At 71.1% G+C, this 14,032-nt stretch carries 14 protein-coding genes; 2 read left to right on the forward strand and 12 right to left on the reverse strand.

All coding sequences use genetic code 11. The annotated features are described in order from the left end of the window. Window positions 1–16 precede the first annotated feature (16 nt). The 7 genes from FB563_RS09115 to FB563_RS09145 all read right to left on the reverse strand — a co-directional run bounded on the left by FB563_RS09115 (window position 17) and on the right by FB563_RS09145 (window position 5,982). Window positions 17–961, reverse strand: a complete 945-nt coding sequence (locus FB563_RS09115; protein WP_055710509.1) for a type II secretion system F family protein — start codon at window positions 959–961, stop codon at window positions 17–19. A gap of 7 nt (window positions 962–968) precedes the next feature. Beyond that, window positions 969–2,306 (reverse strand): TadA family conjugal transfer-associated ATPase, encoded by a 1,338-nt coding sequence (locus FB563_RS09120; protein ID WP_055710508.1) that lies wholly within the window; start codon window positions 2,304–2,306, stop codon window positions 969–971. A 16-nt stretch (window positions 2,307–2,322) separates the two neighbouring features. Further along, entirely contained in the window at window positions 2,323–2,676 is a 354-nt protein-coding gene (locus tag FB563_RS09125) for a TadE/TadG family type IV pilus assembly protein (protein WP_055710507.1), read from the reverse strand. Window position 2,677: 1 nt separating this feature from the next. Beyond that, a complete protein-coding gene (locus FB563_RS09130) occupies window positions 2,678–3,007 on the reverse strand; it encodes a hypothetical protein (protein ID WP_055710510.1) in 330 nt (109 codons plus the stop codon). A 70-nt stretch (window positions 3,008–3,077) separates the two neighbouring features. Then, window positions 3,078–4,319 (reverse strand): CpaE/TadZ family protein, encoded by a 1,242-nt coding sequence (locus FB563_RS09135; protein WP_142218581.1) that lies wholly within the window; start codon window positions 4,317–4,319, stop codon window positions 3,078–3,080. Window positions 4,320–4,334: 15 nt separating this feature from the next. Continuing rightward, window positions 4,335–5,042, reverse strand: coding sequence for a Flp pilus assembly protein CpaB (gene cpaB, locus FB563_RS09140; protein WP_055710117.1), 708 nt, complete (start codon window positions 5,040–5,042; stop codon window positions 4,335–4,337). A gap of 58 nt (window positions 5,043–5,100) precedes the next feature. Then, entirely contained in the window at window positions 5,101–5,982 is an 882-nt protein-coding gene (locus FB563_RS09145; RefSeq protein ID WP_142218582.1) for a hypothetical protein, read from the reverse strand. 309 nt (window positions 5,983–6,291) lie between these two features. Here FB563_RS09145 and FB563_RS09155 point away from each other — a divergent pair, with 309 nt between their 5' ends. Beyond that, window positions 6,292–8,016: a chitinase gene (locus FB563_RS09155; protein ID WP_055709397.1), complete on the forward strand. Its 1,725-nt coding sequence runs from the start codon at window positions 6,292–6,294 to the stop codon at window positions 8,014–8,016. Window positions 8,017–8,098: 82 nt separating this feature from the next. Here the strand turns inward: FB563_RS09155 and FB563_RS09160 are convergent, their stop codons facing one another. The 5 genes from FB563_RS09160 to FB563_RS09180 form a co-directional block, all read right to left on the reverse strand. Beyond that, window positions 8,099–8,671, reverse strand: a complete 573-nt coding sequence (locus FB563_RS09160) for a hypothetical protein (protein ID WP_055709398.1) — start codon at window positions 8,669–8,671, stop codon at window positions 8,099–8,101. A 73-nt stretch (window positions 8,672–8,744) separates the two neighbouring features. After that, window positions 8,745–10,223, reverse strand: coding sequence for a GntP family permease (locus tag FB563_RS09165; protein WP_055709399.1), 1,479 nt, complete (start codon window positions 10,221–10,223; stop codon window positions 8,745–8,747). A 122-nt stretch (window positions 10,224–10,345) separates the two neighbouring features. Then, window positions 10,346–10,765: a RidA family protein gene (locus FB563_RS09170; protein WP_055710553.1), complete on the reverse strand. Its 420-nt coding sequence runs from the start codon at window positions 10,763–10,765 to the stop codon at window positions 10,346–10,348. After that, on the reverse strand, window positions 10,762–11,523 hold the full coding sequence (locus FB563_RS09175) for an IclR family transcriptional regulator (RefSeq protein ID WP_055710554.1): 762 nt from the start codon (window positions 11,521–11,523) through the stop codon (window positions 10,762–10,764). The genes FB563_RS09170 and FB563_RS09175 overlap by 4 nt, the downstream gene beginning before the upstream one ends. Then, a complete protein-coding gene (locus FB563_RS09180) occupies window positions 11,520–12,551 on the reverse strand; it encodes a sugar kinase (protein ID WP_208766320.1) in 1,032 nt (343 codons plus the stop codon). The genes FB563_RS09175 and FB563_RS09180 overlap by 4 nt, the downstream gene beginning before the upstream one ends. A gap of 170 nt (window positions 12,552–12,721) precedes the next feature. Between FB563_RS09180 and FB563_RS09185 the strand changes: the two genes are divergently transcribed. Next, complete coding sequence (locus FB563_RS09185) at window positions 12,722–14,005, forward strand: amino acid deaminase (protein WP_055707259.1); 1,284 nt, start codon at window positions 12,722–12,724, stop codon at window positions 14,003–14,005. The last annotated feature ends 27 nt before the right edge of the window (window positions 14,006–14,032 follow it).

The following is a 14,032-nucleotide window of genomic DNA, read 5'->3' on the forward strand; positions in this document are numbered from 1 at the left end:
CACCGGGCCGCCCTCCTCACACGTCGATCCGGCTCAGGCGCCGGATGAGGACGAATCCGACCGCGTACATCGCGAAGGCGATGAGCACGCAGGCCTGGCCGACGGGTGAGCCGGTCATGCGGGCCAGCGCTCCGTCCTTCACCCCGTTCATCAGGAACAGCGCGCCCACGCCGAGGACGGGGACGGCGTACGACGTCATCGTCACCTGGCTCAGCTGGGTGCGGATCTCGCGGCGGGTCTCCTTGCGTTCCTCCAGGGTCTCGGTCAGGTTCCGCAGCGCACTCACCACCTGGCCGCCCGCTCTGTTCGACAGCACCAGGGTGGTGACGAGGACGACCAGTTCGCGGGAGGGGAGGCGGTCGGCCAGCTCGCCGAGCGCGTCGTCGAGGGAGTGGCCGATGGCCAACTGGTCGGACACCTTGGCCAGTTCCTCGCCCGCCGGGGCCTCCAGCTCCTCGGCCGCCATGCCGATCGCGGTGCGCAGGGCGAGGCCCGCCTGGGTGGCGTTGGCCAGGATGCGGGCGAGTTCGGGGAGTTGGTTGATGAACCGCTCGATGCGTTTCTGGCGCTGCCAGTTGAGGAACTGGACCGCTGCCCAGATGCCGAGCAGGCCGGCGAGCGGGCCGAAGAAGGGGGCCAGGGTGGCCTGGCCGATCAGCCAGAGCGCGGCGACGGTGGCGACCATGTAGACGAAGAACTCGCCCGGGGTGACGTCCAGGCCGGTGGCCGCCAGGCGCAGCTCCAGCCGGCGGCCGAGGCGGGTGCGGCGCAGTCGCCGGTCCAGGTCGCGGAAGCGGCGCGTGCGGCCGGTCGCCGGGACCGGGCCGGTGTGGGTGAGGCGGTCCACGAGGGCGGCGCGATGGGCCCGGCCCGAGGCGTAGGTGTGCACGCCGGCCACCGCCAGGACGCAGGTCAGCAGCGTCACGCCGGTGGTGAGCTGTGCGAGGGTGTGGAGTTCCATGGGTGGCCTACCTGGCTTCTCGGGTGGCGAGCTGGTCCACGGAGTGGGCGACTCCGAAGGCCTGCGGGACGGGCTGGCTCGCCATGTAGAGACGGTCGGCGGTACGGCGGGGCAGCGGGAAGTACTGGAAGGTGCCGTACACGCGGCCGTCGGGCGTCATGGGCCGGGCGTCGAACCGGGCCGCGGTCGCGAGCCGGTACGGCTCTCCGCCGTGGCTGTCGAGCAGCGCGATCTCGGTGATCCGGCGGGCGCCGTCGGCGAACCGGGTGAGCTGGACGATGACGTCGACCGCGCTGTTGATCTGGTCGTGCAGGGCCACGAAGGGCACCTCGACGTCGGACATGGAGGCGAGGGTCTGCAGCCGGGTCAGCGCGTCCTCAGCGCTGTTGGCGTGCACGGTGGCCAGCGAGCCGTCGTGGCCCGTCGACATCGCCTGGAGCATGTCGAGGGACTCGCCGCCGCGGACCTCGCCGACCACGATCCGGTCCGGGCGCATGCGCAGGGAGTTGCGGACCAGGTCGCGGATGGTGACCTGGCCCTTGCCCTCGACGTTCGGCGGCCGCGACTCCAGGCGGACCACGTGTGTCTGCTGGAGCTGGAGCTCGGCGGAGTCCTCGATGGTGATGATGCGTTCGTGGGGCGGGATCAGCCCCGAGAGCGCATTCAGCAGGGTGGTCTTCCCGGTGCCGGTGGCGCCGGAGACGATGATGTTGAACTTCGCCTGCACCAGCCCCGCCAGCAGATACACCATGGGCTCGTCCAGCGAGCCGAAGGCGACCAGCTCCTGGAGGGTGAAGGAGCGCGGGAAGCGGCGGATGGTGAGGATCGGGCCGGTCAGTGACAGGGGCGGGATGATGACGTTGACGCGCTCGCCGGAGGGCAGGCGGGCGTCCACCATCGGGTTCGACTCGTCCACCCGCCGGTTGACGGTGGACACGATCCGCTCGATGGTCTGCATCAGCTGGTCCGAGGAGGCGAACCGGAGCGGCAGCTGCTCGACGCGGCCGCCGCGCTCGACGAAGATCGCGTCGGGGCCGTTCACCATGATCTCGGTGATCGACGCGTCCTCCAGCAGCGGCTCCAGGATGCCGAGGCCCAGCGCCTCGTCCACCACCCGGCGGATCAGCTGCGAGCGCTCGACCGTCGACAGCACCGGGCCCTCACGGCTGATGATGTGCCCGAGCACCCGCTCCAGGCGCGCCCGGCGCTCGGCGGCCGCGAGCGAACTCATCTCCGCGAGGTCGATCTCCTCCAGCAGCTTGGCCCGGTAGGAGGCGACCAGGTGTCCGTCCTCGCCCCGGCTGCCGTGGTCCTCCGGAGTGCTGATGCGTGCCCGCAGGCTCATGTCGGCACCTCCTCGGTCAGTGGTCGAGCGGCATGGTGGCGGACTTGACGGCGGGGTCGAAGGGCCAGCCGGGGACGATCCGGGGGATGTCCACCGTGGCGGTGACGGTCACGGAGCCGTCTCCTCCGCCCGCGGTCGAACAGGTCACGGTGAGTCCGCCGCTGACGGCCTCGGAGCACGCCTGCTGGGCGTCCTGCCGCAGAGAGGCCGCCCGCGCCCCCGCCCGGGCCGCCGTACTGGCCTGCTCGGCGGCGTAGGCGACGGCCCCGATCTGGATGCCGGCCAGGGCCACGATCAGGAGGACCGGGATGAAGCCGAGGTACTCGATGGCGACTTGGCCCCTGTCGCGCGGTTCTCGCCGATACGACATCTCAGCGCTTCACCTCCTCGACGGCACCGGCGTGGCCCGTCACGTGGGCCGGGAAGTCGATCAGGCCGGGGAAGAGGACGGGAACCCTGAGCCTCACGTCCACGCTCACATAGCCGGTCTGGTCGCACCCGCTCACCTCGGCACCCCCTTGCCACGCCCCCGACAGATGCTTCAGCGCCGCCTGCCGGCAGACCCCGGCCCGTTCCCCTCGCGGCGCCGCCGTCCCCGCCCGCACCCCCTCGTCCGCAGCATTCCCGGCGAGCGTGAAGGTGTACCCCACGAGCACGGCCTGCCACAGGAGCACCAGCGTCAGGATGATCAGCGGCGTCATACCGAGAAACTCGATGCTGACCTGCCCCCGGTCCCGATCCCGGTCCCCACCCGACCTGCTCACCGCCCCCTCACTCCTTCCGCCGCCGGAATCCGCCCGGACCACGCCCGCTCCCCCGGTGGCCCGCAGCACCCTCGGCCGCCTTCACCAGCCCCAGCTCCCCCGCGAGCCCCCACAGTGCCTGCTTCACCGTGCTCTTGCTGTCGAGCTCATGGACCCGGCCGGCGTCCACAACGGCCTGAAGTTCCTTGAAGTTGGCGGGAATCGCCGTACGCGCGAGCGCGGTCCCGGTGATGCGCTGCACGAGCGCGGGCTGGATCTCCGTACTGCGGCTGTGCCGGTTGACGACCACCGTGGTCTCCTCGGCCTTGCGGATCTGCAGCCGGTCCCACATCCGTACGGTCCGCTTGGCGGCGCGGACGGCGATGACGTCCGGCGTGGTGAGAAGCAGTGCGATGTCGGCCATCTCCACCACGGCGGCGCCCGCACCGCTCAGCTGGGCGCCGCAGTCGACGACGACCACCTCGTAGCGGGAGCGCAGGGCGCTGACGATCTGCCGGGCGGCGCGGTCGGTGACCTCCTCGCCGCGTTCGCCCTCGCCGGGCGCGAGGAGCAGGGCGAGCCCGGTGTCGTGGCGGAAGACGGCGTCGGCGAGGACGCGGGGGGAGATGTCGGTGATGGCGGCGAGGTCGACGACGGAGCGCCGGAACTGGATGTCCAGGTAGGAGGCGATGTCCCCGGTCTGCAGGTCGAGGTCGACCAGGGCCGTCGGCCGGCCGGAGGCCTGTGCGGCGAGGGCCAGTTGGAGCGCCGTCAGCGTCGCGCCGGTGCCCCCCTTGGCGCCGCTGACCGTGACGACCGTACCGCCGACTCCGCCGAGCATGTCGGAGGCGCCGTGCCCGAGATGGCGCCGTACGCCGGTCGACCACTGGGCGACCGCCTGGACCCGGCTGGCGAGTTCCTCGTACGACAGCGGGAGCGCGACCAGGCCGCGGGCGCCGGAGTCCATGGCGGCGGAGAACAGGCCGGGGCCGGCGTCGGTGGTGACGAGGATGACGCCGACGGCGGGGAAGCGCAGGGCGACCTCGCGGATCAGCTCCAGGGCCGGGACCGGTCCGATGCGCTCGTGGACGACGACGACTTCGGGGAGTTCGTCCACGGACTCGGCGGCGAGCCGGGCGAGGGTGTCGACGAGCTGGGTGGAGTCGCCGACCGGTGGCTGCGGTTCGGCGTCGGGGAGCTGGCTGAGCAGGGTGGTGAGGGAGCGTACGGCGTCCGGGTCGGCTCCCGCCGGGAGGATCCTGGTGGGCATGCGGGCCACCGCCTCTCACTTGTCCGTCGCGAGTTCGTAGGTGCGGTCCCGGTCCGGGACGCCGGTCTCGCTGCCGGGCGCCACCAGCGCGAGCCGGACGCGCTGGGCGAAGGACTCGGCGTAGGTGATGCGCTGGGCGTCGAGGGTGGACAGCGCGAAGGTGATGGGGACGGCCTCGCTGGGCTGCTGCTGGTTCTTGCTCTGGTCCGGGTCGAGGGCGGTGATCTGGCCGACGTCGAGGACACGGGCGTTGGCGACGATGATCTTCGACTGGTCCGGGTCGCCCTCCTTCTTTCCGGCGAAGGTGGCGTACACGTTGACGTGCGATCCCGGGGTGATCTTCCCTGCCACGCCGGTCGCCGCGTCGATCATGATGGCGACCTCCTGCTGTCCGGGCTGGAGGGCGGGCTGGTCGACGATCATGTCGGTCTGGAGCAGGGAGCCCGCGCGCAGGGTGGTGACGGCGATCTTGCCCTGGATCTGCCGCAGGTCGGTGACCGCGTTGCCGGACAGCCACCGCCTGGGCATCTTGATCTTCTCGAACTGGCCGGCGCCGAGGGTGGTGTACGGCTTCACGTCGGACCGCACCCGGTAGGCGGTGACCTCCGGCCCGACCTTGGAATCGACGTTGTGGACGACGGAGAGCACGCCGGCGAACGCGCCGAGAGCGCACAGGACCGAGAGGATCAGGAGTATCACGCCGCGGCGCTGACGGGAGTTCATGAACCGTGCAACCTCATTGGGGGAATCGGTCGAGCGGGCTGGGGACGTACGGGTCGGGTCAGGCGGGCGTGCGCTGTTCCAGGGCGCGGGGCGCGGCTGCTTCGCGGGCGGGCGGGGTGGCGGAGCAGAAGACGCAGCGGTCGCCGATGACGTCCAGGCCGCACCAGTGGCAGGTGGTCTGCCGCACCGAGGTCACCAGCTGATACAGGACGGACAGATCGGCGAGGTAGCTGCAGAACTCGGTCATGCGGCCCGTCCCCCACCACACCGGGGACTCGGCGGGCAGCGGGACCTCGCGCAGCCCGTGCACGCTCCACTGCCCCGCGAGACCGGCGACCCAGTCCCCCTGCAGCTGCCCCTTGGCGACGAGCATCCAGGTGTTGAACTCGGGGCCTTTGAGCGTGACACCGGGTCCGGTGCGCACGAGCTGCGGCTCGGGGTGCGCGAGCACGGCGAACTGGCTGCCGGGCACCCAGGACTTGGCGTGCGCCTTCAGTCCGACCGGCACCCGGTCCAGCCTGGAGACCGAGGCGAGTACGGCCCCGGCGTGGATGTAGTGGGTGAGCAGCCGCCCGGCGGAGGCGAGGACGCCCGGGCTGAGGTCGCAGGAGGCCAGCTGCCGCAGCTGCCGGGCGAGCACGGCGATGCCGAGGGGCGGCAGTTCAGGGCGGAAGACGGCGATGCGGTCGCTCTCCAGCAGCGAGCGCAGGGTGTGCAGCCGCCGTACGACGGGCTCGGGGGTCGCGGTCGAGCAGACGACGATGACGTATCCGTACTGCTCGGTCAGGGTGTGGAGTTCGGTGAGCGCGTGCTCCAGGGGCCGCTGGTCGAGGCCGCCGAGCACGACGGCCGGCATGGTCCGTTCGTCCTGCGCCGGCAGCGCCATGTCGGCACTGGTCACGGCAATGGCAGTTGGCACGCGCAGCTCCCCGCTCTTCACACCCGCCGGCCCACGGAGGTGACTCCCGTGCGCCAGGACGACTTCACTGCGTGACTACGTGAGCACTGTATCCACGGCCGTATGACCGGAGAACAGCGTTTGTGAAGCTCGCATGGAACTCTCCGGTCACAACTCAGGCCATATCCGGACAGCTTGAGCCGCGATCCGGAAACGGTTTTGGTCTGGACCTCTTGACACCCGGATTGGTCTGGACCAACTTGTATGCCCAACGGTGGCCACCGCATCTCTCCCCCTCCCTCCCTCGCCAAGGCTCCCTCGCCGACGCCCCCTTCCCCACCGGAGGCCCCAGTGGACCATGCACCAGGCATACCCAGACCCCGTGGACGGCGAATCACCCTGTGGTCCGCCGCCACGGCCCTCGCCCTGTCCGTAGCGGGCCTCACCGCGGCCGCGGGCCCGGCCTCCGCCGCGGACGTCAACAACGTCAGGAACGCGGGCTTCGAGTCGGGCCTGTCCAACTGGACCTGCACCGCCGGCAGCGGCACGACGGTCTCCTCCCCGGTGCACTCCGGCACCTCCGCACTGAAGGCGACCCCGGCCGGCCAGGACGACGCCCAGTGCACCCAGACGGTCGCGGTCAAGCCCAACTCGACGTACACCCTCGGCGCATGGGTCCAGGGCGGTTACTCCTACCTGGGCGTGACCGGCACGGGCACGACGGACGTGTCCACGTGGACGCCGGACACCTCCGCCTGGAAACAGCTGTCCACGACCTTCACCACAGGCGCGTCGACGACCTCGGTCACGGTCTACACGCACGGCTGGTACGGCCAGGCGGCCTACTACGCCGACGACGTCTCGGTCTACGGCCCCGACGGCGGCGGGGGCGGCGACCCGGCCCCCACCATCCCGGCGGCTCCGGCCGGCCTGACGGTCACCGGTACGACCTCCTCCTCCGCGTCCCTGTCCTGGTCCCCGGTGACGGGCGCGACGGGCTACAACGTCTACCGCGACGGCACGAAGGTGACGGCGGTGACGGGGACGTCGGCCACGGTGACGGGCCTGACGGCGTCCACGTCGTACTCCTTCCAGGTGACGGCGACGAACACGGCGGGCGAGTCGGCGAAGTCGGCAGCGGTGACCGCCACGACGTCCTCCGGAGGCAGCAGCGGTGGTGGCGGTGGCTCCCTGCCCAGGCACGCGGTGACCGGCTACTGGCAGAACTTCAACAACGGCGCGACGGTCCAGAAGCTGTCGGACGTCCCCTCGTCGTACGACATCATCGCGGTGGCCTTCGCGGACGCCACGTCGACTCCGGGTGCCGTGACCTTCAACCTGGACTCGTCCGGCCTGGGCGGCTACACGGTGGACCAGTTCAAGGCGGACATCAAGGCCAAGCAGGCGGCCGGCAAGAAGGTCGTCATCTCGATCGGCGGCCAGAACGGCACGGTGTCGATCAGCGATTCCGCCTCGGCGACGAACTTCGCGAACTCGGTGTACGGCCTGATGCAGACGTACGGCTTCGACGGCGTGGACATCGACCTGGAGAACGGCCTCGACGCGACCTACATGACACAGGCCCTGCGCGCCCTGTCGGCCAAGGCGGGCTCGTCCCTGATCATCACGATGGCCCCGCAGACGATCGACATGCAGTCGACGTCGAACGCGTACTTCCAGACGGCGCTGAACGTGAAGGACATCCTCACGGTCGTCAACATGCAGTACTACAACAGCGGTTCCATGCTGGGCTGTGACGGCAAGGTCTACAGCCAGGGATCGGTCGACTTCCTCACCGCCCTCGCCTGCATCCAGCTCCAGGGCGGTCTGGCCCCGTCCCAGGTGGGCCTCGGCCTCCCGGCTTCCACGAGCGCGGCGGGCAGCGGCTACGTGTCCCCCACCGTGGTGAACAACGCCCTGGACTGCCTGACGGCCGGCACCGGCTGCGGCACCTTCAAGCCGTCCAAGACCTATCCCGACCTGCGGGGCGCGATGACCTGGTCGACGAACTGGGACGCGTCGGCGGGCAACGCGTGGTCGAACGCGGTGGGGGCGCATGTGCACGCGCTGCCGTGACCCGAGATCCCTCTGGTGAGACGACGACGCCCGGGCCTTCAGCGGCCCGGGCGTGATCACCGGCAGGTTCGCGGCCGGACCCCTATGCGGACTCTTCGTCCGCGGAGCCTTCCTCGAAGTACGCGTCCAGCACCGCGTCCAACTGCTCGTCCCACTCCTTGAAGCGGGACCTCGTCGTCGCCTCGATCTCGATGGGGTACCAGCGCCGCTCGGGGGTGTGCACGGTGATCGTGTAGCGCTTGCCGAAGCGGGGAGTCTCCGTCTCCACCGCCGCGATCTCGTCCCAGCGGAACTCGCAGGACTCCTCGTCCAGACGGAGACGGACGCCCTTGCGGTCGGCCACGAACTTCGCCCGGCGGTCGGAGGCCTCGAAGGCCGGGCCGTCCTCGGGGCCGTCCTCCGGGCCGTCGTCAAGGCCGTCGACGTCCGTCGTCTCGCCGGGCTCCGCGGTCTCCTGGGGCGCCTTCGAGTCCTCCGGTTCCGACGACCCCGCCTCCGCCGGCACCGCCGCGTCCTCCGGCTCATCGGACTTCGCCGGTGCCGGGGCCGTGATTCCGGGGATGAACGCCGGGTCGAAACCGGCGCCCGTCACGGGCTCGGCCTTCAACGGCTCGGCCCCCGACGGCTTGCTGCTCGCTCCTATGCGCTGCTCCACGGCGGCAGTATGGACGACTTCCCTGTGCCGGAACCAGTCAGCCCGCTCATCCCCGGTTTCACTCACGTCACGTTCACACGAACAAACCGACCACCGCCGCCACCGTGAACCCCGTCACCGACAGCACCGACTCCAGGACCGTCCAGGTGCGCAGCGTGTCGCGTTCGGTGATGCCGAAGTACTTGGCCACCATCCAGAAGCCGCCGTCGTTGACATGTGACGCGAAGATGGATCCCGCGGAGATGGCCATGATGACCAGGGCCACGAAGGGCTGGGAGTGGTGGCCCTCCGAGAGCAGGGGCGCCACGATGCCCGCCGTGGTCACGATCGCCACCGTCGCCGAGCCCTGCGCCACCCGCAGGACCAGCGAGATCAGGTACGACAGCACGATCACCGGCAGACCCACGCCGTGGAACGTGTCCGACAGGGCCTGGGCCACGCCGCTCGCCTTCAGTACGGCGCCGAAGACCCCGCCCGCGCCCACCACCAGCAGGATGTTGCCGACCGGCTTGAGGGAGGAAGTGGACACCGCCTCCAGGGACTTGCGCGACCAGCCGCGGCGGATGCCCAGGAGGTAGTAGGCGAGGAGGAGGGCCAGGGTCAGGGCCAGGAAGGGGTGGCCGAAGAACTCCAGGACCGAGCGGGTGGGGGACGGGTCCAGGGCGATCGAGGAGAAGGTGGCCGCGAGGATCAGGACGAGGGGTGTGCCGATGATGGCCAGGACCGTGGCGAGCGGCACCGGACGCTCCTGCGGTTCCACTCCCTGGGCGCGCTGTTCGGCCACGACCGCCCGCTTCGCCTCCTGAGCCGCTTCGACCATGTCCTGCGGTACGGCGACGAAGATCCGCTGTCCGATCCAGGCGGAGTACGCCCAGGCGGCCAGTACGGCCGGGATGCCGCAGACGATGCCCATGAGGATGATCCAGCCGAGCTGGACGTGGAGGAGGCCGGCGGCGGCGACCGGGCCGGGGTGCGGGGGCAGGAAGGCGTGGGTCATGGAGAGGCCCGCCAGCAGGGGCAGGCAGTAGAGCAGGATCGACTTGCCGCCCCGCTTGGCCGCCGCGTAGACGAGCGGGGCCAGGACGAAGATGCCCACGTCGAAGAAGACCGGGATACCGAAGATCAGGCCCGTCATGCCCATGGCCAGGGGGGCACGCCGCTCGCCGAACAGACCCAGCAGGCGGGCCGCCAGCACCTCCGCGCCGCCGCTGACCTCGAGGATCGCGCCGAGCATCGTACCGAGCCCGATGATGATCGCGACATGGCCGAGGATGCCGCCCATGCCGGACTCGATGGTGGAGACGGCGTCGGAGCGCTGGACCGTGCCGAAGAGCTCGGTGACCGACAGGCCGGCCAGCAGGCCCACGGCCATGGAGACGGCCAGGAGGGCCACGAAGGGCTGCAGCCGGACCTTGATGATCAGGAACAGCAGCAGGGCTATGCCGAGGGCCGCGACCGTGAGGAGGCCGGGCGTGCCGTGCAGGAGGAGGAGCAGGCCTCCGGTGTGGGGTGGGGTGGCGGGCGCGGCAGCAGCCGCGGAAACATCGGACATACGGGGGTCCTCTGCGTGAGTTCATGGTGCTTTCGGGCAGGGGGGATCGCGGTGCGGCGGCCCGGGGGTGGGGGCCGTCGTACCGTGAGAGGACGTGCGGGAGGTGAGGGACCGTCAGGCGCTCAGCCGAGTACGGCGAGCGCGTCGATCTCGATGAGGAGGCCGGCCGGGAGACCGACGTACACCGTGGTCCGGGCAGCGGGCGGCTGGGTGAGGCCCTGCTCCTCGAAGTAGGCGTTGTAGATCTCGTTCATCTCGGCGAAGTGGTCCACGTCGGTGAGGTAGACGCGGATCATCATCACGTCGTCCCAGGTGGCGCCGCCCTCTTCGAGGATCGCCTTGACGTTGGCGAGGGTCTGGAGGGTCTGCTCGCGCAGGGTGGGACCGGCCGGTGTCGGGGGCTTGCCCTCCTCGGCGGGCAGGAAGCCGACCTGGCCGGCGACCTGGAGGATGTTGCCCTTCTTCACGCCGTGGGAGAACTTGGCGGGCGGGGTGGTGTGGGTCTTCGGGGTGAGGGCGGTCTTTTCCGTCGTGTCCGTCATTCGGGGTCCCTTACTGGCGTTCTTCCGGAGTACTCGCCGCTGATCGCGTCCGCGGTACGGCGGACCTGCGGGAGCAGGGTGAGGAGTTCCTCGGCGGTGACGACCACGTTCGGCGCGGACACCGACATCGCGGCGACCACGCGGCCGTCGGCGCCGCGGATGGGGGCGGCGACGCAGTTGATGGACTCCTCGTGGCCACCGAGGTCGGTGGCCCAGCCCTGTTCGCGGACCTTCTCCAACTCCCGCAGGAAGGCAGCGGCGTTGGCGGTCGAACGGGGCGTGTACAGGGGGTATTCGAGCTTGTCGGCGAGGGCGCGGCGCTCGGGTTCGGGCAGGTCGGCGAGGAGGAGTTTGGCCACGGCCGCGACGGTGATGGCGACGGGTTTGCCGATCCGCGAGTACATGCGGACCGGGTAGCGGCTGTCCACCTTGTCGATGTAGAGGACCTCGCCCTCCTCGTACACGGCGAGGTGCACGGTGTGGCCGCAGGCCTCGTTCAGCCGTACCAGGTGGGGGTGGGCGATCTCGCGGATGTCGAGGTTCTCCATGGCCTCCTGGGCGAGGGCGAAGAGGCGGGCGCCGAGGCGGTAGCGCTGGTCGGACTGGCGGTACACCAGGCCGTGCTCGTGCAGGGTGCGCAGGAGGCGGAGTGCCGTGGACTTGTGCACGCCCAGGCGGTCGGCGACCTGGCCGAGGTCGGCGGGGCCCTCGGCGAGGAGCGGCAGGATGCTCAGGGCGCGGTCTACGGTCTGGCTCATGGGGTGTTCGCCTCCTGTGTGGCCCGCTCGGCCTGCGTCCAGCCGGGGGCGAGTCGAAGTCTCCCCCATGCGGTGTCGTCCAGGGCGGCCAGGCGGTCGGCGTGGTCCCGGGCGGGGGGTGCGGCCAGGTCGCCGGGGGTGGTGAGGGCGGCGGCGGCGAAGAGGTGGCCGTGGCGGAGGCGGTCCCGGACGGGCAGGTCGCGGAGGGTGGCGGAAAGGAAGCCGGCGGCGAAGGCGTCTCCCGCGCCGACGTGGGCGACGACGTCCACTCGGGGAGCGCGGACGAACGTCGCGGTGCCGTCGGCGTCCTCCATGCCGTCGCTGGTCGTGCCGAAGGCGGTCGCGCCGCCCTTGCCCTGCTTGACGACGACCATCGCCGGCTCGGGCAGCGCCCCGACGATGGACCGTCCGCCGTGCAGCCCCCAGGCGTCACGTGCCTCGTCGTCCCCCACGAACACGATGTCCGCGCGCCGCGCCAGGTCCAGCAGGACGCGCGGTCCGTCGGTGCCGCGCCACAGCGCGGGCCGGTAGTTGACGTCGAAGGACACCAGCGGACGGCCGGGGCGGAGTGCCGTCAGCTCGCGCATCAGGTCCAGGCACTCGCCTGACAGTGCGGCCGTGATCCCCGACAGGTGCAGCACGCGGCCCGCCCGTACCGCGCCGAGGTCCACGTTGCCCACCGACATCGCCGAAGCCGCCGATCCCGCCCGGTAGTACGCCACCTCGTGGGCACCCGTGCCCCGGTCGCCGGCGGTACGGAAATACACCCCCGTCGGACGCTCGGGGTCGCGGGAGACGGACGAGACGTCGACGCCGTACCCGGCGATGCGCTCCACCAGGTGGTCGCCGAAGCCGTCCGCGCCGACCCGGCCGATCCAGCGGGCGCTGTGCCCGGCGGCGGCCAGCACGCAGGCCACGTTGGACTCGGCGCCGCCGATCGCGCGGTGGAAGGAGGGCACGTCCGCGAGGCGGCCCGGGCGGCTGGGCAGGAAGGTGACCATGGACTCGCCGAGCGCCACCACGTCCACGTCATGCACGGCCGAACCCTTCACGGGGTAAGCAGCGTCCTTGATGATGACTCCTGATCCGATACCCGGGTACGGCTCCGTTGACCCGGCGTCGGCGAGATGCTAGACACCAAGCAGCAACACACGCAATGACCGTTGCAGAGAGTGCAACGCGTCGAGAGAGGGGCTCCATGAGCAGCAGTGAAGCGCTCGCCCGGCTGGCCGAGGAACGCGTCGACCACCGCTTCAAGGGCCTCCCCCCGGACGCCGACGGCCTCACCGTCGGCGAGCTGACCGCCCAGCGCCGCAACCTCTTCTCGGAAGAACCCGGAAGCGGCGGCTTCACCACTCCCCTGCTCGTCCTCTCGGCGGAGCGGCTCGCGCACAACCTGGCGCTCATGGAGACGTACGCCGCCCGGCACGGTCTGGCCTTCGCCCCGCACGGCAAGACCTCCATGGCCCCGCAGCTCTTCCAGCGCCAGATCGAGCACGGCGCCTGGGGCATCACGCTGGCGGTCCCCCACCAGGTGCGGGTCGCCCGGGCGTTCGGCGTCCAGCGGGTCTTCCTCGCCAATGAGCTGGTCGACGCCCCGGCGCTGCGGTGGATCGCCGCGGAACTCGCCGCCGACCCGGACTTCCGGCTCGTCTGCTACGTCGACTCCGTGCGCGGCGTCGAGCTGATGGACGCGGCCCTGGAGGGCTCCGCGCGGCCCGTCGACGTCGTCGTGGAGCTCGGCGCCGGCGAGGGTGCGCGCACCGGGGTGCGCACGGAGGCCGAGGCCCTCGCGGTGGCCGGTGCCGTGGGCCGTACCCGGACGCTGCGGCTCGTGGGCGTCGCCGGTTACGAGGGCGAGGTGCCGCAGGCCGATCCGGAGCGGGTGCGGTCGTATCTGCGGCGGCTGGTCGCGCTGGCCGCCGGCCTCGACAGGGCCGGACACCTCAAGGACGCGGAGGAGATCGTGGTGAGCGCGGGCGGCAGCGCCTGGTTCGACGCGGTGGCCGACGTGTTCGAGGAGATCCCCGAGCTGTCCCTGCCCGTGCTGAAGCTGCTGCGCTCGGGGGCGTACGTCTCGCACGACGACGGGCACTACCGCAGGCTCACCCCCTTCACCCGCGTCCCCGAGGAGGGGGCCCTGGAGCCCGCCTTCCGGCTGTGGGCGCAGGTCGTCTCCCGGCCGACCCCGCAGCAGGCCTTCGCCGACGCGGGCAAGCGCGACGCGGCCCACGACCTGGACCTGCCGACCGCCCAGGTGGTACGCCGGAACGGTGCCGAGCGCCCGGCGGACGGCATCACGGTGACCGGCCTGTCCGACCAGCACGCCTGGCTGCGCACGGAGCCGGGCGCGGACGTCGAGGTCGGCGACTGGATCGGGCTCGGCCTGTCCCACCCGTGCACGTCGTTCGACAAGTGGCAGCTGATCCCGGTGGTCGAGGCCGACGGGACGGTCGTCGAGTACATCCGTACGTTCTTCTAGACCCTCGCTCGTGGACCTCGGGAGGAG

The organism is Streptomyces puniciscabiei, assembly GCF_006715785.1.
Lineage (GTDB): Bacteria > Actinomycetota > Actinomycetes > Streptomycetales > Streptomycetaceae > Streptomyces > Streptomyces puniciscabiei.